Consider the following 24573-nt stretch of genomic DNA (forward strand, 5'->3'; position numbering starts at 1 on the left):
CGACGATGAAAAAGACACCTAAAGCGGCTCGGTCCCCGACCGTCAAGCGGAAGGCTAGTCATCGCAAGGCAGCGTCTGCCGCGCAGCTGGCAGCGCTCGGATCCAAGCGCCAAACGGCAAAACCTGACCTGGCGGCAGATGCCAGGGCGGCCGTCCGCCGCCTCAAATCCCGGCTCGCGGCGGCCCAGGCGCGGATTGCGGATCTCGAGGCCTCAGCGGATACCGATCATCTTTTGGGCGTTCTCAATCGCCGCGGCTTCGAACGCGAACTGCGCCGCTCGGTAGCCTACATTCGACGTTATCACGCAAGCGGTGCGCTATTCGTGCTCGATGTTGATCGCTTGAAGCCCATCAACGACTCCTTCGGTCATGCGGCGGGAGATGCGGTGCTGAAAGCCGTGGTCGGCGCACTGTCGCGAGACGTGCGATCCTCCGACCTGATAGGGCGGCTCGGCGGCGACGAGTTCGCGGTGTTATTGTGGAATCTCAGCGAGACCGACGCCAAAGCGAAGGCGTCGATGCTCGAAGAAACCATCGACCGGCTGACACTGACTTTCCGTGGAGAGGCGATCACAACCGGAGCCTCGATCGGGGTCGCCATGCTCGGACCGCACATCGACGCGGCGAGCGCGCTGGAGCAGGCCGACTGCGAAATGTATGTTCGCAAGGCGCAGCGGCGCTGTCGTTGAACGGGTCATGCCTTGCGGCCGGTTGGGGAGGCACTGACGTTCATCTCCGACGACCGCGGGGGTCGCTCGGCGTTCAGGCAATAATATCCGGCGTGATCTGGTCTTCGATGAAGGAGATGCGGTCACGCAACTGCAGCTTACGCTTCTTTAGCCGCTGTAGCCGCAACAAATCGGGTGCAGGCGATTGATGCAGCGCATCTATGGCGGCATCCAGGTCGCGGTGTTCCTGTTGCAGACGGGCGAGCTCGGCTCCGAGTTCACGCTCTTCTTCGTCGGTCATGATGACGTACTGACTTGAATCGCGAAGAGTTTGCGAAGGGTTGGGGGAGTTTCTACTCCGCGAATTATCTCCCGTGCCCGCGCTGCGCGCAAGTCGCCGGGTTCCATGCGGGCGGGTTCATTTTGGAATCTCACAAATATGATCGATGGGCCTTTCTGTCCCATCGACAGTCGTCGCCATTCATGTAGACTTTACTGTTCGGAGCGAATCTGGGGGTCTAATCTCACCTAGGAGGTTCGAATGGCAATTCAGGCGCATCTCGCTGAACTGGAACGGAAACATCGAATCCTGGAAAGCGAATTGCACGATGCTCTCAGGCACCTTTCCACCGACGATACGAGGATTGCCGAGTTGAAGCGCCGAAAACTGATGCTCAAGGACGAGATCGAACGACTCAAGTTCTCCACAGCCGGGACCGTCCACTAAACTCTCGACCTCTCCTCTCACTTTTAGGGTCATGGAGTCAGTAGCCGTTTTGCTGCTGCTGCCGGTTCGCGCGGGCGGAGCCCAAACGATAGTGCCAGCTATCGCCCAAAGGGGGACACTCCGCTCGATAGCTGTTGCCTGTTTTCAATTAGCCTTGTTTGCTATTTCACGGCCAAGGCAGCGACATGGTCGGCAATCGCAAGTGACGAGGTCAGGCCGGGCGACTCAATCCCGAACAGGTTGATCAGCCCGGTCAGGCCGTGGTCTGCGGGTCCCTCGATCATGAAGTCCTGCACCGCAACCGCAGGCGGCACGATCTTAGGACGGATTCCAGAATATGCGGGGATCAGGGCACCGTCAGGCAGGTCAGGCCAGTAGCGTCGGATCGCCGGGTAAAACTGGGTTGCCCGCCCTGGATCGACGTCATAGTTCGGTATCTCGATCCATTCCACATCGGGGCCGAAGCGGGGCTGGCCGGCAAGGTCGAGCGTGAGATGCACGCCAAGGCCGCCGGGCTCCGGGACCGGATAGATCAGGCGCGAAAACGGCGCACGGACGCTGCAACTGAAATAGCTTCCCTTGGCGAGATAAGCGGGTGGAATCCGGTCGACGGGCATGCCTTCGATACGGCGTGCCACCGCCGGAGCGCCCAAGCCAGCGGCATTGATCAGCAGATCGCAGGCGAGTGTCATCGGCGAGTCGCCGCCGGTTTCGATTTCCAGCCCATGAGGCGTCGCCTTGGCGCCCAACAAGGGGGTAAGAAATGCGAACGTCGCACCGTCCCGCTCGGCGTCACCGCGCAAGGCAAGCATAAAGGTGTGACTGTCGATAATGCCTGTCGACGGAGATAGTAGCGCGGCCACGCAGTGCAGCGCCGGTTCGAGCGCGCGGGCATCGCCGCCGCTCAGGAACTGTATGTCTTCGACGCCATTGGCCTCCGCGTGAGCTCTGATGGCCCGCAACCTGTCGACCTCACGTTCGGTGGTCGCAACCACCAGCTTGCCGCAGGTGCGGTGTGGAATCCCGTGTTCCCGGCAATAAGCGTAGAGGGCGGGGCGTCCGCTGACGCAAGTCCGCGCCATCAGACTGCCGGCGGGATAGTAGATACCGGCGTGGATCACCTCGCTGTTGCGCGACGACGTTTCCGTTCCGATGTTGTCCGCAGCTTCGAGAACGATAACCTCGCGGCCGGATCGCGCGAGCTGCCGCGCGATCGCAAGCCCGATCACGCCTGCGCCCACGACCACGCATTCAACCCTGTCCATTTGGTAATCCGGACTGTTTTCTGTCGCCCGCGTAATTCCCGCTGGTCCGTCGCCTGGAATCCGATTCAACGTCTCCACGTTTCGGCATCATGCTCTAGCGGGGCCATTAATCATGAGAGATCGATTGTGGCAATCCAGGGCATATTTGCCAACCAATCTCAATCAGGCGCGATGATGCAGGTTTGTGCCATCGGATCTGTAACGACCAATATTCCGATCTATGGGTTACATCGAGGAGCATTGCTAGCGCGAGTGCAATCTCCGAGCCCGAATGCCGCATCCAAAACTCTGCCGACAACGTGTATTGCCGTTGGTCGGTTGATTTCGACATTCGCAAGTAGATGATGCGATCATTGGAATCGGATCACTAGAGCCTCTCCGCTTCTGATGGATCAGAAGTGGGACTCTATCTTTATGTTTTGATGCGTCTTCACGCGAACCGGTATCCACCTCGAAAACGCTATAGCCTTCATCGCGAAACGAGACGGGATGGAATGACGAAAGAAGCGAGACCTACCTCCGATGCGGCCGCCCCGTCCGACCTGCCGCTGTTGCAGGTCGATGCGGTCGTCAAGCGCTTTGGCGGATTTACCGCTGTTGATCGCCTGTCACTCGACATCAGGGCGGGGGAATTTTTTGCGCTGCTGGGGCCAAGCGGCTGCGGCAAGACCACGCTGCTCCGGATGCTAGCCGGGTTCGAGACGCCTGACAGCGGGCGCATCCGTCTCGGTGGTCAAGACATATCCGGCGTTCCGCCGCATCGGCGTCCCGTCAACATGATGTTCCAGAACTATGCGCTATTTCCTCATCTGTCTGTGCGAGACAACATCGCATTCGGGCTGAGGCGGGCGAGCCTGTCGCGCGCCGAGATCGATGCTCGCGTCGCGGAGATGGTGGCACTGGTGAGTCTCGATGGCATGGAAAAGCGCAAGCCGGAGCAGCTTTCGGGCGGTCAGAAGCAGCGCGTGGCGCTGGCGCGCGCGCTCGCGCGGCGCCCGCGGCTATTGCTGCTCGATGAACCGCTGGCCGCGCTCGACATGAAACTGCGCGAGTACACTCAAGCCGAATTGATGCGGCTGCAGCGCCAGCTCGGTATGACTTTCATCATCGTCACCCACGATCAGGAAGAGGCGATGATGATGGCGGATCGCATCGGGGTGATGAATGCGGGGCGTCTGGAACAGGTGGCGACGCCACGCCAGCTCTATGAAGCGCCGAACTCTCGCTGGATTGCCGAGTTCGTTGGCGGAATCAACATCATCGATGGCGAAGTGGAGTCGCGCGACGCCGGCCGCGTAACGGTCGCAACGCAAGCAGCGGGACAGGTGACGGCTGCGGCACCCGTGCAGGCGCTAACGACGGATCAGGTCTGCGTTGCAATACGCCCGGAGAAGGTTCGCTTGTCGCGAGGCGAGGCGACATCCGATGCGGGCGACGCGGCCGGGATCAACCGCTTGGAAGGCGTCATTTCCGGCATCAGCTATCTTGGCGGTCAGACTCGCTATCAGGTCAGGCTTGATCGCGGCGCGCTGCTGTCCGCGTCGGTTGCTAACAACGTTCGGCGGGAGGTTGACGCCTACGATAAGGCGGAGCGCGTGGTGGTGTGTTTCGCGCCAGACGATTGCATGGTGCTTGACCGATGAACGGGCGACGTCTTTTTTCCGTTCCCGCGCGCAGGGCGGCGATTGCGCCATTTCTGTGGATGTTGCTGTTTTTCTTGCTGCCGTTCGGCTTCGTGCTCAAGATCAGCCTGTCACAAACGGTGATGGCGCAGCCGCCTTATCTGCCCGTGTTTGATCCGGCTGAGGGCATAGCTGCCCTTAAGGCAGCCATTGCGGCGCTGTCGCCTGAAAATTTTAAGCTGCTTGCGTCGGACCATTTTTACGTCCTGTCTTACCTGCGAAGCGTTGTCGTCGCCCTGATATCGACGTCGATCTTGCTCGCGGTCGGCTATCCCATTGCCTACGGCATGTCGCGCCTGCCGGCACGCTGGCAACCGATTGCGATGATCCTGGTGATCGTGCCGTTCTGGACCTCGTTTCTGATCCGCGTCTACGCGTGGATCAACATTCTCCAGCACGATGGCATCCTGAACAACGTGCTGATGGCGCTGCACCTCGTCAGCGCTCCCGTCGTGTGGCTGTCCACCGATGCGGCGATGTATATCGGGATCGTCTACTCCTATCTGCCGTTCATGATCCTGCCGCTCTACGCGACATTGGCCAAAATGGATCCCGCGCTTCTTGAGGCTTCCGCTGACCTCGGCGGTTCGCGTCTGACCACGTTCTGGCTGGTGACGGTGCCGTTGTCGCTGCCGGGTATCGGCGCAGGCGCGCTGCTGTGCTTCATTCCGATTGTTGGCGAGTTCGTGATTCCGGATCTGCTCGCGGGGTCAACCTCGCCGATGATCGGGCAGACCTTATGGCTGGAATTTTTTACCAACCGAGATTGGCCGGTGGCGTCGGCGATCGCCGTCGTGCTGCTGGTGCTGCTGTTGGCGCCGCTTCTTATTAACGAGCGAGTGCAGCGTCGCCAGCTGAAAGAACTGCGATGATGGCAAGGCCCGCGCTCGCCAGACTGTCGCCTTTCAACATTATTGCGCTCGCGCTCGGGTTGACGTTTCTGTACCTGCCTATCGTCGTTCTCGTGATCTATTCGTTCAACGCCTCGCGGCTGGTGACGGTCTGGGGCGGATGGTCCGTGCGCTGGTACGTTGAACTTTTCAACGACGAGGCGATGTTGTCCGCGCTTGCGATGAGCCTGCGGGTTGCCGCAGTGTCGGCCACGGCCGCTACCGTTCTGGGAACGCTGGCTGCGGTCGCCCTGACGCGCGCCGGCGCCTTCCATGGACGCGCGCTGTTCTCGGGAATGCTGTACGCCCCGCTGGTGATGCCCGAGGTGATTACCGGACTGTCCTTGTTACTGCTGTTCGTTGCGGTCGATGCGCAGCGCGGGTTCTGGACGGTCACGATCGCGCATACGACGCTGACCATGTGCTTCGTTGCCGTGGTGGTGCAGTCGCGACTCGGATCGCTCGATCGAAGCCTGGAGGAAGCTGCGATGGACCTGGGCTGCGACCCCCTCCAGGCGTTCGTCAAGGTGACGTTGCCGCTGATCCTTCCGTCGGTCATCGCGGGCTGGATGCTTGCCTTTACGCTGTCGATGGACGACGTGGTGATCGCGAGTTTCACCACCGGTCCCGGGTCCACAACGCTCCCGATCCGGATTTATTCAGAGGTGCGTCTTGGCGTGAAGCCGGAGATCAATGCGATCTGCACACTGATCGTCGGATCGATCGCTGCGGTTATCGTGGCCGCGTCGCTGGCTTCGAAACTCTCGAGCCGGCAAGGCGAAAGCGCCGCACCCTTGTAGACGTTGGTGGAAGAAGGGCTTGGGATTGAGGAAGAGGCTTGCGGACAACGTCAGTTTGTACGCGACGCTCCGGACCCGGTCGGGGTGTCCGGAACGGTCGCCTCGGGAACTGCCTTCTGATCCGTTAGATGTTCGATCACCGAGCGAACCGCGTCGCGCGTTTTGCGGTCCCTGACCGCGTCGAGTAGGGGCGCTGACGCCTTGGACCGCCGTATCAGGCTTTCCGGATCGGGAAAGACCAGCGGATCGTCCCATGGTCCCTGGACCACGAACGGTAACTCGAAATTGTCGGCACCCGCTGACGACGTCAGGCTCGCGACGCCCTTGAGATCGTAGTCTCGCGAAGGCACCGAGGCAGTGCCGGTCAGAGTGAGACGCGCTGCAGGCCCTTCGACGCGCACGTCCGTCGCGACGGCGACCCCGTCGTCGAAATCGAGGGCGATGTTCAGCTTGTCGAATGGTGTCTTTCCGTTGCGGAAATTTCCGCCGCCGGAGAGCGGCCGCCGCTCCAGCCGCTTCAGCAGTTGCTCGACATTGAATCCGCTGATCGCGCCGTCGTGGCCGGTCAGAACCGCCGTCCCGTCGAGCGATTGCGCCAGCCCGTACGGACTCGATCCCTTGGCCTCAAGCGAAATATTCAGGTTGCCGCGCCCGGAGAGCCGGCCGGTGCCGAACAGATCGCTGAGGCAGGCTTGCAGATCGACGTCGATCAGCTGAAACTGCGCCTTCACATCGGCGGCCGCTTCGGCGTACGAGATGCCGAACGATCCCTTCGCGATACCGTCATAGATTTGCGCTTCGCCGATGCTGAGCGCGAGCGATCCGTTGCGAAGGTTGGCGCCGAGTGCGGTTTTGCCAAGCCTGGTGGAGCCGACGATGACCTTTGCCGCCGAAAGCCGCATGTCGAGGTCGGTGGCGGACAGCGCATGCAGATCGAATAGTTGCCGGTTCCAGTCGCGAGCTCCGCCGGCGAGCAGCCGGATCGTCTTGACATAAGGGGTGAAATCCAGCGTTCCGGCGGCAAGCGTGGCCTGCAGGGTCTGCCGTCCGTTATTGGCGTAGGTCATTACGCCCTCGGCGACATTGCCATCGATTTCGACGTTGACGTTCGTGAGCGCGACCGACGAGCCGATCATGCTGGCGCGCGCCTTGAGCGCGAAGCGATCGAAACCGCCGTCGCCGGGAGGAGGCTGTCCGATCCAGCGCAGCGCCTCGCGCAAGGAAGTGCTATCGGCGGAGAGCGTACCTTCCATCATCCAACTGATCGGGTTGGCGACCGTACCGTCAAACGAGAATTTCAGCGGTGCGCTGGCGACCTTGATCTTCAGGCCGGATCGATCGCCCGATAGCGCTGCAAGAAAATCACTGAGGCTTATGCTGCCGTCGACGCGTTCGCCGCGCCAGTCGAACTGTCCTGTCGCTGCGAACGAGCGGGAAATCGAGGGCCACGCCAGCGACAGATTGAGGTCGCGGAGGTTTTCGGAAATCTCACCGGCCGTATCCTCATAGCTGAGTTCGCCATTCTGGATTTGGATTTCCGAAAACGAGACCGGGCTGTCGGCTCCGGGCTTCATATTTCGCGCAATCGTTTCCACGAAGGGGGTCCAGTTGCTACGGCCGTCGGCAGCGCGCTTAACGCGGATGTGAGGGTGCAGCATCATGACGTCGTCGATCTGGAAATGCTGCATGAGAAGCGGAATCAGGCGCAGATTGGCGGTCAGCACATCGACGCTGAGTGCGGGAGCCTCGGCGTCGCTACCCTTGATGCGGGCACCATGGAAGGAAACATAGCTGCCGGGAAAAACCGAGACGTCGATGCGGCCATCTGCGACGAAGTCGAGTCCCGTCACCGTGCGGATCTGACTTTCGACGGCGTCTCGCAAGGCGTCGTGGTCGAGCAGCCGCGACATGGAGATCAGCCCCGACAGGCCGATCACCGCAACTCCCAGAACGGCCGCGACCGATATTCCCAGGCGCTTCATTCCTTGGGCCATCGTCAATGACATGTCCGGGGTTGGTTGACGCTTGCCGGCCGGTCGGACGCCGTCCGGCAGCGCCCGCAACTTGATTGGTTTTCTTGACGCTTTCAAGGCCGCCGACAGTCCGATTTTGACATTTACACGCCGCTACGGCGAGAGTTTTGCTGCTGTAAACGTGAATAGCGAATGTCAAATTCGCTACGCTAAGACGGCCATAGCTCCAATTGACGCCCCACGAGGATTTTGCCTAATACTCCCCTTTAACCCTGCCCGTGCGCCGGTAGCGGCGCTTTCCTCCTTGCAGGTCGCAGCTCATGAACAAAGTCTACCCCGACGCCAAATCGGCCCTCGATGGTCTCCTCAGGGACGGCATGATGATCATGTCCGGTGGATTCGGCTTGTGTGGCATCCCGGAAACGTTGTCCGATGCCATTCGTGACTCTGGAGTCAAAAATCTGACCTTCGTGTCCAATAACGCCGGCGTCGATGGAATCGGACTGAGCCGTTTGCTCGAAACACGGCAAATCAAGAAGATGATCTCGTCTTACGTCGGCGAGAACAAGCTTTTCGCCCAACAGTATCTTGCCGGAGATCTGGAACTTGAATTCAATCCGCAGGGCACGTTGGCTGAGCGCATTCGCGCGGGCGGCGCCGGCATTCCGGCGTTCTACACAAAAACCGGCGTCGGCACCCTCATTGCCGAGGGCAAGGAGGTGAAGGAATTCGACGGCCAGAAATATCTTATGGAGCGAGGGCTATTCGCCGATCTCGCCATCGTCCACGCCTGGAAGGGCGACACCGCTGGCAATCTGGTCTATCGCAAGACCGCGCGAAACTTTAACCCGATCATGGCGACTGCCGCGAAGGTTACCATCGCAGAAGTCGAACATCTGGTGCCCGCTGGCGAGATCGATCCCGATCATATCCATACTCCCGGCATCTTCATCAAGCGTATCGTCGAGGTGGGGAGCGCCAGGAAGCACATCGAATTCCGCAACACCCGTCCACGCCCGGCGGCATAGGCGCTTCTAGGCTCAGGACAGTGCTGGATCGCTTCCGATAAGCTCCTTGCAACGACAACAATATGACAGGAGAGCCCCATGGCCTGGACCCGCGAGCAGATGGCAGGGCGTGCCGCCAAGGAATTGCGCGATGGTTATTACGTCAATCTCGGAATCGGTATTCCGACGCTGGTCTCAAACTTCATTCCCGACAATATCGACGTTCAGCTTCAGAGCGAGAACGGCATGCTCGGCATGGGTCCATTTCCCTATGAAGGCGAAGAGGATCCCGACCTTATCAACGCGGGCAAGCAGACCGTCACAGAATTGCCGACCTCCAGCTATTTCTCGTCGGCCGACTCGTTCGGCATGGTGCGCGGTGGCCATATCGACCTCTCGATCCTCGGAGCGATGCAGGTGGCGCAGAACGGCGATCTCGCCAACTGGATGATCCCGGGCAAGATGGTCAAGGGCATGGGCGGCGCGATGGATCTCGTCGCCGGTGTCAAGCGCGTCGTCGTCGTGATGGAGCATTCCGCCAAGGATGGCCCCAAGTTGCTCAAGCGGTGCACGCTGCCGCTGACCGGCGAAAGGGTTGTCGATATGGTCGTTACCGATCTTGCGGTGTTCACCATCGACAAGCACGGCAAGGATGGCATGACGCTGATCGAGCTCGCCGACAGCGTCACGCTGGACGAGGTCAGGGCTAAGACCGAAGCCGAATTCGGCGTCGGGCTGCAGAGCGCTTGAGGACGATGCGACAGCGGCCAGAAGCCGATATCCGATGGCCTCAGGCGCTACAGACCCGGCCGCAGGGTTTCAGTCATAGATTTGACGCGTTTTCTTCACGCGAACCGGATTCCACTTCGCTCGTAAACGCTCTAGGATAGCGCGTTTGTTTGCGCAAATACCACTTCGATCAGCGTGCCGGAGTGTGGCCCCGTTTTGATGTGGAACTGGGCACGATTGGCCTCCACCAACGCCTTGGTGAGCGACAGGCTGACGTCTGCGCTCTTCGAAGCCTGATCGCTCGGCGCCGGTGTGCGGAATGGCTCCGTCGCCGCGGCCAACTCGTTTTCGCTGAGGCCGTGTCCGGTGTCCCGGACGCGCAACGCCACGTCACCGAAATCATTGATTGTCGTCGAGACGATGACCTGCCCGCCGGCATTGGCCAGATGGATCGAGTTTCCGATGAGATTGAGCGTGATCTGACGTAGCGCCTGTGCGTCCGCGACGACCGGCGGTAGCGTGTGCGCAAGCGAGGTTCGTATGATGATACGCTCGCGATTGGCCTGCGGCTGCATCACGGCGACGCATTGCTCGACGATTTCGTTGAGATTCTGGTTCACGAAGGCGAGATCAAGTTTGCCGGTCTCGATCCGCGACAGGTCGAGCAGGTCGTCGATGAACGCGATGATGCGTTCGCCCGAAGCACGGATGTCCTTCATGTACTCGACATAGCGCTCGTTTCCGAGCGAGCCGAATTTTTCATCGATCATCACCTCGGCAAACCCGATAATGGAGTTCAGCGGCGTTCTGATTTCGTGGCTGATCCGCGCCAGCACGTCGGCCTTTGCATTCGCTGCGCGCTCGGCCTGCCGTCGCGCCTGTGACAACTCGGTCTCGATTTTCTTTGACTGCGACAGGTCGCGGAACACGGCGAAAAAGTTGGGGCTTTCAGTCTGGGTCCGGCCCATCGTCATCGCTAGCGGGATCAGGCTGTCCTCGCGCACGCGGCCCAACACCTCGCGCCCGTGATCGAGCAGTCTTGCGTCGTCGTCCACGAGGCCCTTGAGATAATCGCGCACCGCGCCCTGGCTTTCCGGCGCGAAGAGATCGGCGAGATTACGCTGCGTGAGACTGTCGCCGGAATGCCCGAACAACGCTTCGGCGCTGCGGTTGCAAGCAGTGATGTGTCCGCCGTCGTCGAACATCAGGATGCCTTCGGCTGCGGTGTCGACGATGGTGGCAAGCTCCTCGGCGCTTGCATGGCCGACGCGAGAGGGCGCCGATGCACCGCCGCATATCAAGGCATGCGCGGGCTCGCCATCCCAGGCCATCACGAAAAGACGGGCGGTGATCGGTTGTTGCGGCGCGCCCGACGGTGGCGTTGCCGAGACCGTGACGGGAGAGCCAGTGGGCGGCATGCTGTCGGCGGCGGGCATGTCGGCTTGAACCAGGAGGGCATCGAGCCCGCCGGCCTCTTGCAGCGCCTGAAGACTGCTGTAGCCGACCTGCGCGAGAAACGCCGGGTTAGCGTACAGTGCGCGGCCGGCTCGGTGGATCATCACGCCGCCTGGAAGCAAGTCGAGGATCAGGCTGTCGCGCGCGATAGTGGCCTGCGGAGTCGGTTCGGGCGGTGACAATCCATCCACCTGTGTTTGGGTGGCTTCGGACGGCTTCTGCACGACCGGCTGCTCGGCGTTAGTTCCAGGCTCGGCGGCGTCGGGCTCGCCCTCCAGCCGGGCCGAGAGCTGGCGCGCCAGTTCGTTGAAGGCATTGTTCTCGACAGGCGTGAGAGGAGGCGGTTTCAAGTCGACCGGAGGCCTGAACGGCAGGACATTCTTGGGCGTTTCCACGGTGGTGTCCGGTTCTGTTGGTTGTTGCAAGAGTTCGGAGGGCTCGGTGTCGGCAGAACCCGCTGGGCCCGCCGGCGGCGGATGGGAGGTCTCGCTGAACGAAAATTCGTGGCGCCGATTTGCTGCGAGCCGCGCCAAACCCTCCCGATCGCGGCAGACGCCGAAGCCACGATAGCCGACGAAATTGCGTGCGCGGTCGTAGATCGGAAGCCCCGACAATTCGACACGCAAACGTGCATCCGATCCATCGACGGGCCAAAGGAGCGTGATGCCGCTCCAGGTGTCGCGGGTTTGGACCGCTTTCGCAACGCGGCCTTCAGGATCGAATCCGAATACGTCCGTGATCTCGCTCCACAACCGGCCGAATCCTGAGGCTGTTCGCATTCCGATGATGCGGGTGAATTCGTCGGATCCGAACGAGAAGCGGCCTTCGGCATCCATCCGCCACATGAAGCGCAAGGGATGGTGGCGCCTCTGCGGTGGAGAATCACGCGACGGACTTTTATCCGGCTCGGGCGGCGACTCGATGGCTTGCATCGGTGGAACGGTTGCGGTGTTCCGCAATGGAAATTCGGTCTCCGGTTCAGTCAACGGTGCCGGGTGAGTCGAAGAGCGCTCGGAGATGTTCGGCTCCAGCAGGGCGACAAGTCCAATGTCGTCGCCGCTTCCGACACGTTGCAGCACCAACTGCCAAAGTCCGACCGGGGTCTGGGCGCGACCCTCGCGTAGTGCATTGTCGCGCAAGCCGTCCAGCCCGCCCTCGGCGAGACTGCCAATGCCGAACAGCGGTCGTCCCCTGTTGCTGGCGGCGACGAACCGGCCGTCGCGCGAGAATGCAGCCACCGGCATATCGACGCCATCCACCAGTCGCTGCAATCGTTCGACAAGCGGCATGCCGCGACCGGCCGGCTCAGCGGCCCTCACGAGGATGGCGCTGCCGACGCCCGGAAATTCGAGCCGCGAGCAGGCGCAGGTGAGAAGGCTTCCTAGGCCGGCATAGCCCCGCATTCGTTCCAGCTGCACTGCGCCAGTGGGCGGCAGACGGCGCGCGAGCTGCGCCAGCTGCCGTCGGCGCGGGTCGTCGGGGTCGATGTGTCGTGAAGCAAGAGCGGAGGTGTTGGTTGCCCCGACAATAGAGACGCCCACCGGATTGGCCCACAGGATGCAGGCGCCGTCCAGCGACCACAGCCACGCGGGCAGGGCGCTCGCCGCATGAACGGCCAGCCGTGGGTCGGTCATACCCTGCAACTGGAAATCGGCGCTATTCATGGGCACCGCGTGTCAGATGTCTTGGGCTTTTGCCTTCGGCGGCTGCGCATGTCGGCTTTCATTGGCCGCAGTCCTAACAGATCGTCAGTATCGTGTCCGCCATGTCGGAGGTCCACGGCCGCTCTCCTGAAATCCCCGGCAAAGCCGGGATAACCTTAATTTGGCCGTTGTCATGGGACCTCCGCGATCGGTGGCACGTTGAGGTGGTGGGGACCGGAGGACCGGGACCCATGAAAGAACCACCACATGGAGCGGCGACCATGAGCAACCAGGGACGGCATTTTGAAGTTTCGAACGAGATGCAGTCGCTAGCGGAGGCAGGTTTCGAGCAGGCACGCAAGGCGCTTGAGAGTTTTCTCGACGGCGCCCAGCAAACCGCCAATTCGATCGAGGGTCGCAACGAGGCGGTTCGCGACAGCGTTCGAGATATCAGCAGCAAGGCAATCTCCTTTGCCCAGCAGAATATGACCGCATCACTGGACTATGCCGAGCAACTTCTCCGCGCGAGGGATCTCGCGGAGGTGATGCGGCTGAATACGGAATATGTGCAGGGTCAAATGAAGGCCTTGAGCGAGCAGGCCAGCGAAATAGGGCAGAGCATGGGCCGGGCCGCCTTGGGAACCCGCAAACCTCAAGTCTAAGGGGCCAAGGCCGCTATTCGAGTTTTCGCGCTCCGCGATAAGTTTTGCGTCGCAATATATTGTTGCGTCGCACAAGGGAGTCATGGTAGGAGTAGATCAGATGCTGGCCTGATCAGTTCGCAATCAAGCTGAGTTGCAGGACGATCGTCGTTGCAGGTCACACCGCGTTCCCAACTGCAAAGGATGACTGCCATGGCTAATCCAACCGAGGCTTTTGAAGTTCCCGAGGAAGTGCGTGCATTCGCCGAGAAGGGTGTTTTGCAGGCGCGCGATAACTACGCGAAGTTCAAGGAAGCCGCGCAGGACGGCAACGGCGCCGTTGAGGCCGTGTTTAACGCTGCAACTAAAGGGGCGCATGCTTATTCCGCTAAGCTGCTCGATTTCGGTCAGGCCAATACCAATGCCAGCTTCGATTTTTTGCAGGCTCTGGTCGGCGCGAAATCGTTGTCCGATGCGACCGAACTATGGAGCACCCATACCCGCAATCAATTCGGAACGTTCGCGGTCCAGGCCAAGGAATTGACCGAACTGACCCAGAAAATTGCGGCGGAGACTGCCGAGCCGATCAGGACTGGCGCGTCGAAACTGTTCCAGCCGACCGTTTGATAAACGCCTGTTCGCGTTAAATCTATCAACCCGGGCCCCTCGGTCCGGGTTTGCTATTTTCAGTGTCGCTTCCGCCGCGATCAGATCCGGCCTATGCCCACGCCCGATTGCCGTGGAGCCAAAGCTCGCGATAAGATGCAACGACCAAAGGATTGCTGTCTGAAACGACCAAGCGGCGCGCGATAACGGATCGTTGTGGCCTTGCCAAAGCGGAGCGTTGCACCTAGTTTCCGCCCCGTTCGCAGTGCGTTTTGGGCGCGCGAGCATGATGCAGTTGTAGCTCAGTTGGTTAGAGCGCCTGTCTGTGGAACAGGAGGTCGGTGGTTCGAGCCCACCCAACTGTACCAACAAAATCAATCACTTAAATGATATTTTGATCTGCCACCGATAGATACATTTCTCGTCGGGGTGTGGGCAGGGGTGTGGATTTCATCCATCGTTCATCCGTCGCGAGGCCACTAGAGAGGGCGGGATGTGGCGGATCGTCGCAGAGAGAATCGTGAATAAGGGCGAGCTCTGTAATCGGCCTGTACTCGTCGTCAATACGACAGGAGCACACCGTGTCCGTTCGCGCTAGCCGGAGGGTGCTCGGCAGCCACCATCATTATCCGGTCTTGTGGAATGCACTCAGATACGATCCAAAGCGCCAAATCTATGAAACCGATTTGACGATGAATGAACTGCGTGCAGGCCCCTCTGAGTTTTGACGACGAGACCTTCGACTGGGGTGATCGCTCGCGATCCTATCCGCATCCGCACTATTGGACGGTCTAGCGGTGGCGCTGAATTCGCACCATTCGCCAGCATCTCAGTGGTGCTAGCAGCCATCTCGGGTCTATCCGTTGCTAAGTAATAAGCATGGGAGATTTGCCACGCGGGCAGCATTACAACGCTTGTGGACGGCAGATTTCGAGCAGCGTCTGGTGGAGGCTTTGGCGCGCGTAAGCGCGGCTGGATGACAGCAGGGGCAGGTCACCACGAACCAAGTTCGGATAGGCCGGAACCGGAGGAGCAGCGCGTTTGGCACGGCGCATCATCGCGGAATATGCGGCCTATCAGCGAGATTATCAGGAAGCAGCCGCAGCGCCGGGGGGCGTCGCGCCGCGCATGCCTTTGCAGCCTTTACGTTTGCAACCGCTCCGGAACGACCCAAGCGACACAAAGCCATGGAGGAAGACCGACAGCTCGCCGGAATTGGCAATTGTGGGCTGCGAGATCGAAAATCACGTAACTCCGTTGGCAGGTCGCGGCCGATATAGAGGGAGCCGGCCTCATCCTTCAAGCGCGGAGAACATTCAATCTCCTCCGCGAGGTTAGCTGCAGCCTATCAGAGTGAGGTCAACTCCACTCGGTATTGGGCGTTACTTGGCGTCAGCTCCGTAGTTCCTCTCGGCCGAATGCATTGCTTTCTCAAGATTGATTGAAAGCTGATTGGCTGCCGCAGCAAAGGGATCGGTGCACCACTCTTTAGGCAGGCCGCGCCGAATACTTTCGCTTCTCAAGGGAGCATATTGCTCTCGCATAACTTCCATAAAGAACTGGACCCGCTTCTTTCTGATCTTCAAACGACCAATCGTGTCACGGCTTGAATAAATCTGGTTTGTAAGACCGTACAACTCATTCCAAGTCGACTCCTTCGGAATGAACGTGTCCATCATAACATTCTCGACGAACATCATGTTCGACATGAAGTGTCTCACGATATAGCCACCAAGACGACTGACTATATAATTTGACTCAAACGTCGGCATCGAGTGAGAGACCGTATGCATGAACCTCAAGCTACAGAGATCAGACAAAACTCGAGTCGTTGCGCTATCCCCAAAACCAACCTCACGCACAGCCCTTTGAATCTCGAGACCTTCGAGATAGCGAAAGTTCGATTCACTGCTGTACTGAACAGCGGCTGCGAGTACGAACAGTCGCAGCAACTGTGCCTCGGTTTTCGCGAGGCGACTATCGAACGGATTGCCCAGGACTGAGGTAGCCTCGGAATAAACCGTATTATTGCCAAGCATAATCGCGCGGAGCGCCTCGTGTCTCGGCATTACATATTTTCCAGTCTGCTGATAAATACGAAGCGCCTTTCCGGATGCGGTCCAGCCGGACTGCAAAAATTCGCGAGTCATTCTTAGCGCCAGGCGAATATCACCCGTCGCAAGAACATCAATTAGCGTGCCGATTTCGCTTCCTAGAACAGAACCTTGAACGAGATCGATGACCACGCGCAAGTCGGCCACTTGAACATCTGCACCATTCTCGGCAGTAAATCGCCCTGATTTATCCCGAAGTAGATGTCGAGCAACAAAAAAACGTTTCGACAAAACGGACAGGACTTGAGGCGGATCGATAGTAACGGGGTCGAAATCGAACGCGTCAAAAATCGGCGTATTTCTGTGCCGAACGAACGTTGTCTCACGCATTGCGCAAATCAAACTCACACTTAGTTTTCGAGCGAGAGCCATGGCATCCGCAAAGATGCTGGATTGGACCTCCTCGTCCTCGAATTGATCGATATTGTCGATCACGAGAAATACCGGGACATTTTGAGCAGCGTAAGATATTAGCTTCTCGACATAGGGCTGCGTCTTTTCATAATCACTCATTATCAACGCACTGATCCGAGTGTTCTTCTCCTTCTCTTCGCCTGAGATCAGGAATAGAGGACCTTTGAACAACTCTTCTATCTCTGACGCATAAGCATGTTTGATGCAGCGATTATAGTCAGACAAGAAAGGGTCTGCGCTAATCAATTTCTTCAGCGCCTGCAGAATATAATCGTGTGCCGACTCTTCCTTCGAGAAGGTACGGAAGTCGATCTGCATCCAGTAGGCGTAGGACTGGTCTGCTCGTTGCTGAAATGTTTCAGCGGCCTCAATCTTGTGAGTATATTCCAGAAACGTTGTTTTTCCCGCGCCAACTTGACCTAGGACCAAGAGGGCAAGCGGCCTAGCTCGTGAAGCAGCGTCAGAAATTATTGACCCGACTTGCGGGTTTTTGTCGCGTAGTGGCCGGTGCGGTGCCTTCGCGGTCGCGCTCTCCTTCCGAGCCACATGCATCTTGATGCGGCTGTCGAAGCGCAGTCGGTCAGGCGTGTTTACGTAACACTTCTCTAGCAGGTCAGGGTCTGCGTTTACGATGTCCTCCGTGAATGCCGAAGTGACAGCGTCTTCAATAAGGGGAAACAAGCTGTGTCGGCTTACTCTCGAGAACCCAACCTTAAAATAACTATTGAGGCGCCGCGCCTCGATTTGGTTCTCAACTCGTCCTAACAGCTCATGCTCGAGACGCCCGCTAATAACCGAGGCTCGCGATAGTAAGTCGTAGAACTCAGCGTAGTCATCTTGCAATGCGGACCGAAGACTCGGGAATATAATAGCGGAAGAATCTTGAAATTTTACTTGGTCGGTGCGCGTTGCCGGGAAGATGATCCAAGCATCTCCGTTCGTCACGATTGCAAACGGTATACTTAACTTCCGCGCGTAGTCTCTGGCCTGTACGATTGCATCGCCGAGCGCGTCTTTGACTAACTTTCCGTTGAGCTGAGCGCGCCTAGTGTTTGGCACATTGTCAAAGCAGACGCCGACTTTCTTCGCTTCTACAACAGCGGCTGTCATTCCAGTGCGGATGACATAATCGGCCCATGTGGTCGAACGATCTTCGCTGACCCGCTCCTCGGGAGCGATATCAGAATGCGTCCAACCGAGCACACTATAGAGCACGTCATTAATTACTTTGAGGCGTGTCGCCGCCTCGTTAGCGTCGTGAAGGAGCAGGTGGTCATATTGAGCAATAATTTCCGCTGGAGTGGTCACAGCAGTGGTTTCCCGCGAGTCATGAGACAGCTAGCGAACTGGAACATGGCTTCGGAAAAAATTAAAGCCCCGGCGACTTCTCGCAGGGGCTCTTCGCTTGATATTCAATCATAGCGGTCACCGAGAAGATACTTCTTTAAAATTTTTCTTGACAAGAAGCAAGCCCGTAATGATTCGCGGCAAAATGCGAGTAAATTTTTGAAAAAATTTAGCTTTCCGCTCTATCATTTCCTGACCGCTTCCGACCTTGCCGATCCTGGCAAAGACCGATCAAAGTTGGTTTAATGGCCACCGGGCGCGCCTCCCGCAATTGGGCATCTTCATAGCTAGCCATGCTGCGATGTCTGCTTGTTGGTTCTTTGCGGACATGCTTTCGCTTCCCCCGGCTGATGTCCGATTTTGAGGCCGAATGGACATTACCGCAACGCCATACGATCTGGTTCCGGTAGTTGAATATTTTATGAATTGTTCCTAGCGCGCCTTTCAAGCCACTAGTCTTAACGTCAATTCCCTTCGCTATCGCAGCCTCCTTGAGAAGATCGGCTTTTGCGCCACCTGCAGTCTTGCTCAAAAGAAAGTGCGCTTGAGTAGGAGGTACGGATACCAAAGCTGCAAGCGCTTGGATCATGGTCCCTTCAATCATCCCAAGGTCGAGAATGAAATGTCCTATCGCTCGTTCAACTCGTTCCCGCTGAGCGCTATCCACTTCTGCTTTCGGAGGCACGCAATCTTGCATATCCTTGGCTTTCCATTTACCGTCACGCCGCCTGGGGCGAGAGAATGGGGTTCTGCTTGCTCGCAGCGAGCGCCTCGACTTCGTCCCAATCGATCAGAATGGTGCCGTGGTCCTTCACGTCATAGAGCGCTGTATCGTTAAGCGATTGTGTAACTTTGACAGTCTTGATGGTTCTCGGCTCTTGGGCGGAGACGACACCGGTTGCAGACACGATAAGCAGGACGAATGCAAAGTTGCGAGGCAAAGGCTAGCCCTTTCTCTGTTCGATCCGGAACTGTTTCACTGGCGCAACGGTAAATCAGATACCATGATCTTGCGTGCTGCTTCTTGCTCGCTTGCGCCGATATCCATTATTAGCTTATGAAAAGCATCAGAGATTTCAGCCGGGAATTTGCTCGGACCAATGATGATACGTTCCATTGATCCAGGTAGTTCAAGGCCAACTAAATTCTCTTCACGAACATCCTTCAGCGGAATCTTAGCAACCATTTGCGGTATGCCGTTGATCGACTCAACGTTCATGCGGATGCGTGCCGAGCGCTCAAACGTGGGCTGATAAACAACCCGCCATTCCCGTTCTTCTGCGAAGCCCAGATGCTTCGTGCACAATATAGCGTACCTGTATGCGTTAAAAAGGTAGTTCTTTGTGCTGGTTTCTCCGATCGATTTCAGAAGGTCGACATTCTGCTCAATACTGTTCAGCAGCTTTTGGTACTCGGCTCCAAACCCCTCGTCGTCCAAGTAAGCAACCGGGCTCGAATACGCTTTCAAAGCGTCCGATGCGACTAAGAAAACATCGCCCTTAAAGACAATCGCGACTCCTGCGTTTCTTCCGTATGCGCGCCACATAGATAGGCGTCCGTGCTTATCCTCCGACGCGTTGTGTTCGGATACGCAAGCAATATAGGTGTTAGCCCTGAAGTGGGGCATCCAACCGTCGAGTAGCTTTTCTAATTCTGCGCACAGCCCCGGATGGATATTATCCATTAAAGAACAAAGCCTGTCCTTGTGTTTATAGTGGGCGTTCTTCAAACAGTCGAAACCGTGTTCTATCTCGCGGTAGTCGTTCATGCTGTGCGATTTCCGCATCCAAACTTCTTTATTTTTTATGATCTTCATCGCCGTATCAGCGTCTGTGTAGTAAACGAAACGCTGTCTAGAGTTGACGGCATGGAGCGTGCGCGGAAATGCGAAGGGATGAAAGACTTCAAACAATCGGGCTCGCTCTTCGGAAACGCCTAAACGTCTATAAAGTCCGTTCATGAACATCGTTCCTAACCGCTACCTGTCCACCGATCGTCTTCTAAACTTATCCGTATCAGCCGGCTCCCGAAGCGTCGGCAACCCCTTCGGCCGATCCGGATAAATGAACTCTTCGCCGCGAAGCCATCGCCCGTCGAAGCGATCCCAAAACTGAATCGCGTCTAGCTGCACTGCGAATTCATAGACGCACCATGAGCCATCGCGTTCGATGCGCTCACCTGTCCCGTCAAACGGGATATTATTCATTTTGCAAACCGCGTCGATGAGTGGCCAATGCGCGCGAATGTAGCTGTCTTCAAGCGCGACATGGTAGGGCCGTGCGCTTCGCCACCGGTATTGTCCACCGCCGCGTTGGTAAAACTCTTTTCGATGCATCATGAACTCGGGCAGCCGAGCAATGCCATTTGCTATACGTCGGGCTTCGTCTGAAGTCAGGTGTTCACGGTACTGGCCGAAGCGCACCCGGTGCAGGTCATCGCGAGCAAAGACATGGGCTAGCCGAATCCCGTTAGCATCCAGCACTTCAAAACCATGCTGTGTTCTTTCGACCCGCCACGGAACGGGGAAACGCCGATGAGGGGCACTTGACTCCATAAGAACAAAATGAGAACATTATCCTGCACCGTCAAGATGGAAAATGCCCGATGTCTGCTCTGCTCGCTGAAAAACTAGCGGATGAAAACGAGTGGTTAGAAACCGCAACCGATCAAGCGATTGAAGCCTGTGGCGGTGATATGCGCGCTGCACGTGAGGCCGCGCTAATCGCCATGACCATGATGGAAAGCGAACTGTCTGACGTATATGCGTCAGTCTCACGTGGCTTCGCGCGCGGAATAGGGGAAAGCCGCGATGGCTGATGTAACCTACTACGTGGCACTGCCCTTCGGCATTGGCGAAGACGGTCCCGAACCGCGCGAGGCCACCGAATGCACAAACGCGAATGCCGCAATGCGAAGCGCTGAACGAATGGCGCGGGCTGAGGGAAATATCGGTGCGGTGGCATTCAGTCGCACCGGCGATCCCGGAATAGATGTTTTGATCGACCGCACCGGACCTCAGCGACGGAACCGATTATAGGACACCATTCGTCGACCAGCTCCTTTTTGCCCGCTGCCTTAACCCGTCTGTGGCACCAACACGTTAGCTTGCGGCATCATCCGATATCAGATGAGTGAGCCGGGTTATGAAGCCGTTGCCCAAGTTCACGTAGGCATTCCACCGCCTGACCACGTTCTACGCCTTGCACAGGGTCAACCACTTTGCTTCTGGAAAATGTGCCGGAGCCAAGTATCGATGGCGCGACCATCCGCTAAAACAAATTGATAAGATGAAGTGAGCGGATAAGCCGTCGAGTTACTGATGAAGCGGAAGGCTGGAATCGATTAGCAGACCTGATTGTGAACCGAGGTGGGAATATCAAAACCTTTGGCTTCATATTCGTTGATCTTGTTGCGCAAGGTGCGAACCGAAACAGCAAGCGTCTTTGCTGCCCGCGTCCGATTGCCATCGTAAGCACGCAGCGTTTCAATAATGAGATCGCGTTCAACTTCAGCAACCGTGTATCCGATCAGCAAGGCAATCAGTCCCGTCTCGCTGGCTTTAGCGTTCCGAACAGCTTCTTCCTCGCGAATCCAACCGTACAACTGCCAATCCCTATGATCGAATCAGACTTGCTTCCTTGATGAGTGGGGATTGTGACCATAGGCGGGCATCTTGTTAGAGGAGCATCTTTCACAGGGGGATTCTTGAATCCCTCGAACGTCTGATAATTCGCGCAGGGCGTAGCCCCAGTTTTCTTCAACAACTAGGAGTGGTGGACTCGCCACGTCATACGATTGCATTGCCATTCATTAATCCCTAGCGGATGCATTCAAACAGGCGATCACGTTTGTCGTTATGGCAGGGTGAGGTGGCGCGCCGAAGCTTGATACGACTGATCCGCGCTGCGCCGTCGTAAAAACTTGACTGCTCAAAGAAAGCCAAGCCGAAGCCGTGTTCGCGCAAATCGAGCGGCTTCCGAGGGATGGCTTTGTTCGCAGGAATTTTCGTTAAAGCTCCGGAACATCACCGTCTTCTCTCAGCGCGTCCGTCACTAACGAATGGCACTCGCTTTGCTCTGAAGAGAGCGTTTAGTGAAATCACAACGTAAAGTGCCTTGTTATGACCCAAACATTGTCCCACCACGACGCAACGTGCCTGCCCTTCAAGCGAAAATGGTACAGTAGCCCTTGGAAAATACGCCAAGCGCTAATTTTTATGCGAAAGAAAAGGCCGGGATGGGGACGTCTTTTGATCGCGGTGATCGTCGCCGACATCCTGCTCGGGGTCGGGGGCTGGTTCGCCGTCGGCTATTTCTTCAAATGATCGGTCATAAGCATTTGCCCCCAAGCCGATCTGAATCAGGGCGTAGGCAGCCTGGTTCACGACCAGACCCGCGACTATGATGGCAATCCCACTCCCGGTACCGAAACCATGCGTGCGGAGAACGGCTGCCGAGACCAAGACAATCAGCAACGCGATAGGCACAAGGACAAAGACTTTAAAGCGCAAGCCTGCGAGGGTGCCTATCAATGCGCTGATAGACAATAGAATAAGAACGATATCCATGGTTGATGCCAGACGCGCTTGATTCCTAATCTTGACGAAGAAGGTTGGGCGATAGGCTGCGCCAAGGACATCAAAATGTTCGGGTAGTCACCGAACAAGTTGCGATATGCTTAACCCAACAAAATAATCTAAAAATGCATGAAGCTCGCAATGAGAACGCGCCGCGCGGGCTTTTGTAGCGTTGCCCTGTTGCTCGGCTTCCGATCGTTCCACCGGCACTCGTGCGCTGATCATCGCCGCCCATGATGTTGAGTTGGCCCGGTCCGGCACAAGCATGGGCCTGCGCGTGCCGATCGCCAGGGGCCGCGCAGCTTCTTCAGCCGAGCGATCTTCAAGAGCCTTCAGGCGGGGGCGTCGGATATCCCGCCGAACTTTGCCTTGAACTTGTAAAAGGTTGCTGCCGAGATGCCGTGGTTGCGGCAGACATCAGCCGTCTTCGCACCAGCCTCCTGCTCCTTCAGAATCTCGATGATTTGTTCTTCAGTGAACCGCGAGGCGCATCGTCCGTCTCCTTAATCGACGGACGCTGCCCAAATCTAGAGTAAGCACAGGGTCTCAAGTTACGCGTAAAAATCCGCCGCGAAATCTAAATCATCGAAGTCTGTGCGCCTTCCAAAACCATTATCGGTTTGACGTCGCTCGCCACTCCCCACATCAAAAGGGTTAGCCTAGTCAGTCAGGTTAAGGCACTGGTATCGCGTCTTGCTTCGACCTGCCCCGAGCGCACAGCGGAATAGACATTGGCGGCAGTGGCTATACTTCTTCATATTCGCCGCAATCATTTGCTTAGCTTCTTCTTCCGTCACATTTCTTGCAATCACGCTAAAAGAAAACGGCTCGTTGCCGAGCCGTTTTCAGATTCGCTACATCGATTCGTAGCGGCCAAGGTCACCCTGGTTAACTCTTTAATGCTCGGTGCAAATCTTAGTCGTCTTAATCGCGGAATCCGCCTCCACACGAGTCTTGTAGACAGTGCCATCTCCGACCACCGTCGTTGTAGTCGTCGTGGGCTTAGTATCAACGACTGTGCACTTCTTGGTGTGGGCATCCTGAACGATGTAAAACTCATGATCGGCCACCGCTGCCTGCGTGCTAAAAACGAATGCTGCAAGTGCACCACAAATCAAAAGGTTCTTCATTCATAGTCTCCTTGTTCGGATCGCTCGCAGGTAACATCGTGCCAAGTCGAAAGTTCCCCATTAAAGAGGCCGCCTCTTTCAATGCCGGGTTAATTACCGAAGAAGCTAGCCTGCCTCGGCGCGTCGCTACCGTCACCAAACGCTAACAGACCAAATGGTCCAGCCCGCTTATGGAGGGCCTGACGTTCTTCTTGATGACGTTGTTCTTGTGCTTGCTGCTCCAGCGCTGCTTCCTGCCGCGCCTTCTTCTCTGCATATCGCTTATGATGGTTGTGTTCGGCGGCCTTCTTACGTCGTTCGGCAGCCTCGGCCTTCTTTTTTTCAGCTTCCGCGCGATGCTCTGCCTGCTCTGCGTTCTTCAAATCCTGCATGCGAGCTTGGTTGATCTTCCCGGACGCGACGTGAGGCTGGTCCTCTGGAGACGTCTTCTGCGGCTCAGACGTCTCGGGATTTTGTTGGGGAGCAGTAGCCGTTTCGGGCGGATGGTCAGCCATTTCCATAGGTGCTGGCAATACTACTCTTGCTGTAGGAAGCGATCTCTTCGCTAACCTTGATTGAACCGTCTTCATCGGATGAACGGGTTCAAGCGCCGCTCGCCCAAGTAATATGCCACCGCTAAATCCAATTCCTACTAATACTGCTGACGTTGCCACTCCGGCGAAGAAGATGCGTGTTGTTGAAACCATCGTCGCCTCCCATGTGGCGCAACAACGCTAAGGCCTCAACATGGTTTCACGATTGGTGGACCACACGCAAGTCTACAATGTTCGTTTGGTTTCACTCCCCGTTTTAGCAATCAGGGAATGAGCAAAAGAGCAGACGTGGCGAAACTAAAACGGTTTCTCCGACCCACCGGTCCATGCAAAAATTTTGGAGGAAGAAAGCGATCCGCTGGTTCATCAAGGC

Annotated in this window: 24 protein-coding genes, 1 tRNA gene and 1 pseudogene; 12 read left to right on the top strand and 14 right to left on the bottom strand. The window is 57.4% G+C overall.

Annotated elements, in window-relative coordinates; translation table 11 throughout:
* The first annotated feature begins 5 nt into the window (after positions 1–5).
* The gene (locus tag AC1RT6_RS16180; RefSeq protein ID WP_079446070.1) at positions 6–689 is read left to right on the top strand and encodes a GGDEF domain-containing protein; all 684 of its coding nucleotides are present in this window, start codon (positions 6–8) and stop codon (positions 687–689) included.
* 73 nt (positions 690–762) lie between these two features.
* Here the strand turns inward: AC1RT6_RS16180 and AC1RT6_RS16185 are convergent, their stop codons facing one another.
* Positions 763–969: a YdcH family protein gene (locus AC1RT6_RS16185; protein WP_009799179.1), complete on the bottom strand. Its 207-nt coding sequence runs from the start codon at positions 967–969 to the stop codon at positions 763–765.
* Between the two features lie 240 nt (positions 970–1209).
* Between AC1RT6_RS16185 and AC1RT6_RS16190 the strand changes: the two genes are divergently transcribed.
* A complete protein-coding gene (locus tag AC1RT6_RS16190) occupies positions 1210–1395 on the top strand; it encodes a YdcH family protein (protein ID WP_079446071.1) in 186 nt (61 codons plus the stop codon).
* A gap of 161 nt (positions 1396–1556) precedes the next feature.
* Here AC1RT6_RS16190 and AC1RT6_RS16195 read toward each other — a convergent pair whose 3' ends face one another.
* A complete protein-coding gene (locus tag AC1RT6_RS16195; protein ID WP_079446072.1) occupies positions 1557–2660 on the bottom strand; it encodes an NAD(P)/FAD-dependent oxidoreductase in 1104 nt (367 codons plus the stop codon).
* A 494-nt stretch (positions 2661–3154) separates the two neighbouring features.
* Between AC1RT6_RS16195 and AC1RT6_RS16200 the strand changes: the two genes are divergently transcribed.
* Genes AC1RT6_RS16200 through AC1RT6_RS16210 form a run of 3 tightly spaced genes read left to right on the top strand, consistent with a single transcriptional unit; the run spans position 3155 to position 6032 of the window.
* Entirely contained in the window at positions 3155–4303 is a 1149-nt protein-coding gene (locus AC1RT6_RS16200) for an ABC transporter ATP-binding protein (RefSeq protein WP_079446073.1), read from the top strand.
* Positions 4300–5214, top strand: a complete 915-nt coding sequence (locus AC1RT6_RS16205) for an ABC transporter permease (protein ID WP_472791493.1) — start codon at positions 4300–4302, stop codon at positions 5212–5214. The genes AC1RT6_RS16200 and AC1RT6_RS16205 overlap by 4 nt, the downstream gene beginning before the upstream one ends.
* Positions 5214–6032, top strand: coding sequence for an ABC transporter permease subunit (locus tag AC1RT6_RS16210; protein ID WP_472791516.1), 819 nt, complete (start codon positions 5214–5216; stop codon positions 6030–6032). Before AC1RT6_RS16205 ends, AC1RT6_RS16210 begins: the two co-directional genes overlap by 1 nt.
* Before the next feature lie 50 nt (positions 6033–6082).
* On the opposite strand, the gene AC1RT6_RS16215 is transcribed toward AC1RT6_RS16210, so the two are convergent.
* Positions 6083–8026 carry an AsmA family protein gene (locus tag AC1RT6_RS16215; RefSeq protein WP_079446175.1) on the bottom strand — a complete coding sequence of 648 codons (1944 nt, stop codon included), beginning with the start codon at positions 8024–8026 and terminating at the stop codon, positions 6083–6085.
* Positions 8027–8325: 299 nt separating this feature from the next.
* Between AC1RT6_RS16215 and AC1RT6_RS16220 the strand changes: the two genes are divergently transcribed.
* Together AC1RT6_RS16220 and AC1RT6_RS16225 are read left to right on the top strand one after the other, a co-directional pair.
* A complete protein-coding gene (locus AC1RT6_RS16220; protein ID WP_079446076.1) occupies positions 8326–9033 on the top strand; it encodes a CoA transferase subunit A in 708 nt (235 codons plus the stop codon).
* Positions 9034–9111: 78 nt separating this feature from the next.
* Positions 9112–9762: a 3-oxoacid CoA-transferase subunit B gene (locus AC1RT6_RS16225; RefSeq protein WP_079446077.1), complete on the top strand. Its 651-nt coding sequence runs from the start codon at positions 9112–9114 to the stop codon at positions 9760–9762.
* A 131-nt stretch (positions 9763–9893) separates the two neighbouring features.
* Here AC1RT6_RS16225 and AC1RT6_RS16230 read toward each other — a convergent pair whose 3' ends face one another.
* The gene (locus AC1RT6_RS16230) at positions 9894–12860 is read right to left on the bottom strand and encodes a PAS domain S-box protein (protein ID WP_472791496.1); all 2967 of its coding nucleotides are present in this window, start codon (positions 12858–12860) and stop codon (positions 9894–9896) included.
* 260 nt (positions 12861–13120) lie between these two features.
* On the opposite strand from AC1RT6_RS16230, the gene AC1RT6_RS16235 reads away from it, so the two are divergent.
* The 3 genes from AC1RT6_RS16235 (at position 13121) to AC1RT6_RS16245 (ending at position 14454) form a co-directional block, all read left to right on the top strand.
* The gene (locus AC1RT6_RS16235) at positions 13121–13501 is read left to right on the top strand and encodes a phasin family protein (RefSeq protein ID WP_079446176.1); all 381 of its coding nucleotides are present in this window, start codon (positions 13121–13123) and stop codon (positions 13499–13501) included.
* A 183-nt stretch (positions 13502–13684) separates the two neighbouring features.
* The gene (locus tag AC1RT6_RS16240) at positions 13685–14107 is read left to right on the top strand and encodes a phasin (RefSeq protein WP_079446079.1); all 423 of its coding nucleotides are present in this window, start codon (positions 13685–13687) and stop codon (positions 14105–14107) included.
* Between the two features lie 270 nt (positions 14108–14377).
* Positions 14378–14454, top strand: a tRNA-His gene (locus AC1RT6_RS16245).
* 1014 nt (positions 14455–15468) lie between these two features.
* Here the strand turns inward: AC1RT6_RS16245 and AC1RT6_RS16250 are convergent.
* The 5 genes from AC1RT6_RS16250 to AC1RT6_RS16270 all read right to left on the bottom strand — a co-directional run bounded on the left by AC1RT6_RS16250 (position 15469) and on the right by AC1RT6_RS16270 (position 20515).
* Positions 15469–17922: a hypothetical protein gene (locus AC1RT6_RS16250; RefSeq protein WP_493029540.1), complete on the bottom strand. Its 2454-nt coding sequence runs from the start codon at positions 17920–17922 to the stop codon at positions 15469–15471.
* A 208-nt stretch (positions 17923–18130) separates the two neighbouring features.
* Positions 18131–18550, bottom strand: a complete 420-nt coding sequence (locus tag AC1RT6_RS16255) for a hypothetical protein (protein WP_472789232.1) — start codon at positions 18548–18550, stop codon at positions 18131–18133.
* A gap of 130 nt (positions 18551–18680) precedes the next feature.
* Positions 18681–18902, bottom strand: coding sequence for a hypothetical protein (locus AC1RT6_RS16260; protein ID WP_472789234.1), 222 nt, complete (start codon positions 18900–18902; stop codon positions 18681–18683).
* A 35-nt stretch (positions 18903–18937) separates the two neighbouring features.
* Positions 18938–19921 (bottom strand): DUF2971 domain-containing protein, encoded by a 984-nt coding sequence (locus AC1RT6_RS16265; protein WP_472789236.1) that lies wholly within the window; start codon positions 19919–19921, stop codon positions 18938–18940.
* An 18-nt stretch (positions 19922–19939) separates the two neighbouring features.
* Positions 19940–20515: a hypothetical protein gene (locus AC1RT6_RS16270; RefSeq protein WP_472789238.1), complete on the bottom strand. Its 576-nt coding sequence runs from the start codon at positions 20513–20515 to the stop codon at positions 19940–19942.
* A 50-nt stretch (positions 20516–20565) separates the two neighbouring features.
* On the opposite strand from AC1RT6_RS16270, the gene AC1RT6_RS16275 reads away from it, so the two are divergent.
* Together AC1RT6_RS16275 and AC1RT6_RS16280 are read left to right on the top strand one after the other, a co-directional pair.
* The gene (locus AC1RT6_RS16275) at positions 20566–20778 is read left to right on the top strand and encodes a hypothetical protein (RefSeq protein WP_472789240.1); all 213 of its coding nucleotides are present in this window, start codon (positions 20566–20568) and stop codon (positions 20776–20778) included.
* A complete protein-coding gene (locus AC1RT6_RS16280) occupies positions 20771–20998 on the top strand; it encodes a hypothetical protein (protein WP_472789242.1) in 228 nt (75 codons plus the stop codon). The genes AC1RT6_RS16275 and AC1RT6_RS16280 overlap by 8 nt, the downstream gene beginning before the upstream one ends.
* A gap of 305 nt (positions 20999–21303) precedes the next feature.
* Here the strand turns inward: AC1RT6_RS16280 and AC1RT6_RS16285 are convergent, their stop codons facing one another.
* The 5 genes and pseudogenes from AC1RT6_RS16285 to AC1RT6_RS16305 form a co-directional block, all read right to left on the bottom strand.
* The gene (locus AC1RT6_RS16285) at positions 21304–21495 is read right to left on the bottom strand and encodes a helix-turn-helix domain-containing protein (protein WP_493029541.1); all 192 of its coding nucleotides are present in this window, start codon (positions 21493–21495) and stop codon (positions 21304–21306) included.
* A 673-nt stretch (positions 21496–22168) separates the two neighbouring features.
* A complete protein-coding gene (locus AC1RT6_RS16290) occupies positions 22169–22528 on the bottom strand; it encodes a hypothetical protein (RefSeq protein ID WP_472789245.1) in 360 nt (119 codons plus the stop codon).
* 315 nt (positions 22529–22843) lie between these two features.
* A pseudogene (locus tag AC1RT6_RS16295) lies at positions 22844–23001 on the bottom strand (transposase); the annotation flags it as partial.
* Between the two features lie 432 nt (positions 23002–23433).
* Positions 23434–23667: a hypothetical protein gene (locus AC1RT6_RS16300; RefSeq protein WP_472789247.1), complete on the bottom strand. Its 234-nt coding sequence runs from the start codon at positions 23665–23667 to the stop codon at positions 23434–23436.
* A gap of 89 nt (positions 23668–23756) precedes the next feature.
* Complete coding sequence (locus AC1RT6_RS16305; protein WP_472789249.1) at positions 23757–24353, bottom strand: hypothetical protein; 597 nt, start codon at positions 24351–24353, stop codon at positions 23757–23759.
* Positions 24354–24573: the final 220 nt, after the last annotated feature.

The sequence above is a fragment of the Nitrobacter sp. MLSD-S21 genome, from assembly GCF_058809865.1.

Coding starts and splice junctions, on each gene's coding strand:
- AC1RT6_RS16180 (WP_079446070.1), top strand. CDS start 6: ATGAAAAAGACACCTAAAGCGGCTCGGTCCCCGACCGTCAAGCGGAAG.
- AC1RT6_RS16185 (WP_009799179.1), bottom strand. CDS start 969: ATGACCGACGAAGAAGAGCGTGAACTCGGAGCCGAGCTCGCCCGTCTG.
- AC1RT6_RS16190 (WP_079446071.1), top strand. CDS start 1,210: ATGGCAATTCAGGCGCATCTCGCTGAACTGGAACGGAAACATCGAATC.
- AC1RT6_RS16195 (WP_079446072.1), bottom strand. CDS start 2,660: ATGGACAGGGTTGAATGCGTGGTCGTGGGCGCAGGCGTGATCGGGCTT.
- AC1RT6_RS16200 (WP_079446073.1), top strand. CDS start 3,155: ATGACGAAAGAAGCGAGACCTACCTCCGATGCGGCCGCCCCGTCCGAC.
- AC1RT6_RS16205 (WP_472791493.1), top strand. CDS start 4,300: ATGAACGGGCGACGTCTTTTTTCCGTTCCCGCGCGCAGGGCGGCGATT.
- AC1RT6_RS16210 (WP_472791516.1), top strand. CDS start 5,214: ATGGCAAGGCCCGCGCTCGCCAGACTGTCGCCTTTCAACATTATTGCG.
- AC1RT6_RS16215 (WP_079446175.1), bottom strand. CDS start 8,026: ATGGCCCAAGGAATGAAGCGCCTGGGAATATCGGTCGCGGCCGTTCTG.
- AC1RT6_RS16220 (WP_079446076.1), top strand. CDS start 8,326: ATGAACAAAGTCTACCCCGACGCCAAATCGGCCCTCGATGGTCTCCTC.
- AC1RT6_RS16225 (WP_079446077.1), top strand. CDS start 9,112: ATGGCCTGGACCCGCGAGCAGATGGCAGGGCGTGCCGCCAAGGAATTG.
- AC1RT6_RS16230 (WP_472791496.1), bottom strand. CDS start 12,860: ATGAATAGCGCCGATTTCCAGTTGCAGGGTATGACCGACCCACGGCTG.
- AC1RT6_RS16235 (WP_079446176.1), top strand. CDS start 13,121: ATGAGCAACCAGGGACGGCATTTTGAAGTTTCGAACGAGATGCAGTCG.
- AC1RT6_RS16240 (WP_079446079.1), top strand. CDS start 13,685: ATGACTGCCATGGCTAATCCAACCGAGGCTTTTGAAGTTCCCGAGGAA.
- AC1RT6_RS16255 (WP_472789232.1), bottom strand. CDS start 18,550: ATGATCCAAGCGCTTGCAGCTTTGGTATCCGTACCTCCTACTCAAGCG.
- AC1RT6_RS16265 (WP_472789236.1), bottom strand. CDS start 19,921: ATGAACGGACTTTATAGACGTTTAGGCGTTTCCGAAGAGCGAGCCCGA.
- AC1RT6_RS16270 (WP_472789238.1), bottom strand. CDS start 20,515: ATGGAGTCAAGTGCCCCTCATCGGCGTTTCCCCGTTCCGTGGCGGGTC.
- AC1RT6_RS16275 (WP_472789240.1), top strand. CDS start 20,566: ATGTCTGCTCTGCTCGCTGAAAAACTAGCGGATGAAAACGAGTGGTTA.
- AC1RT6_RS16280 (WP_472789242.1), top strand. CDS start 20,771: ATGGCTGATGTAACCTACTACGTGGCACTGCCCTTCGGCATTGGCGAA.
- AC1RT6_RS16290 (WP_472789245.1), bottom strand. CDS start 22,528: ATGGATATCGTTCTTATTCTATTGTCTATCAGCGCATTGATAGGCACC.
- AC1RT6_RS16300 (WP_472789247.1), bottom strand. CDS start 23,667: ATGAAGAACCTTTTGATTTGTGGTGCACTTGCAGCATTCGTTTTTAGC.
- AC1RT6_RS16305 (WP_472789249.1), bottom strand. CDS start 24,353: ATGGTTTCAACAACACGCATCTTCTTCGCCGGAGTGGCAACGTCAGCA.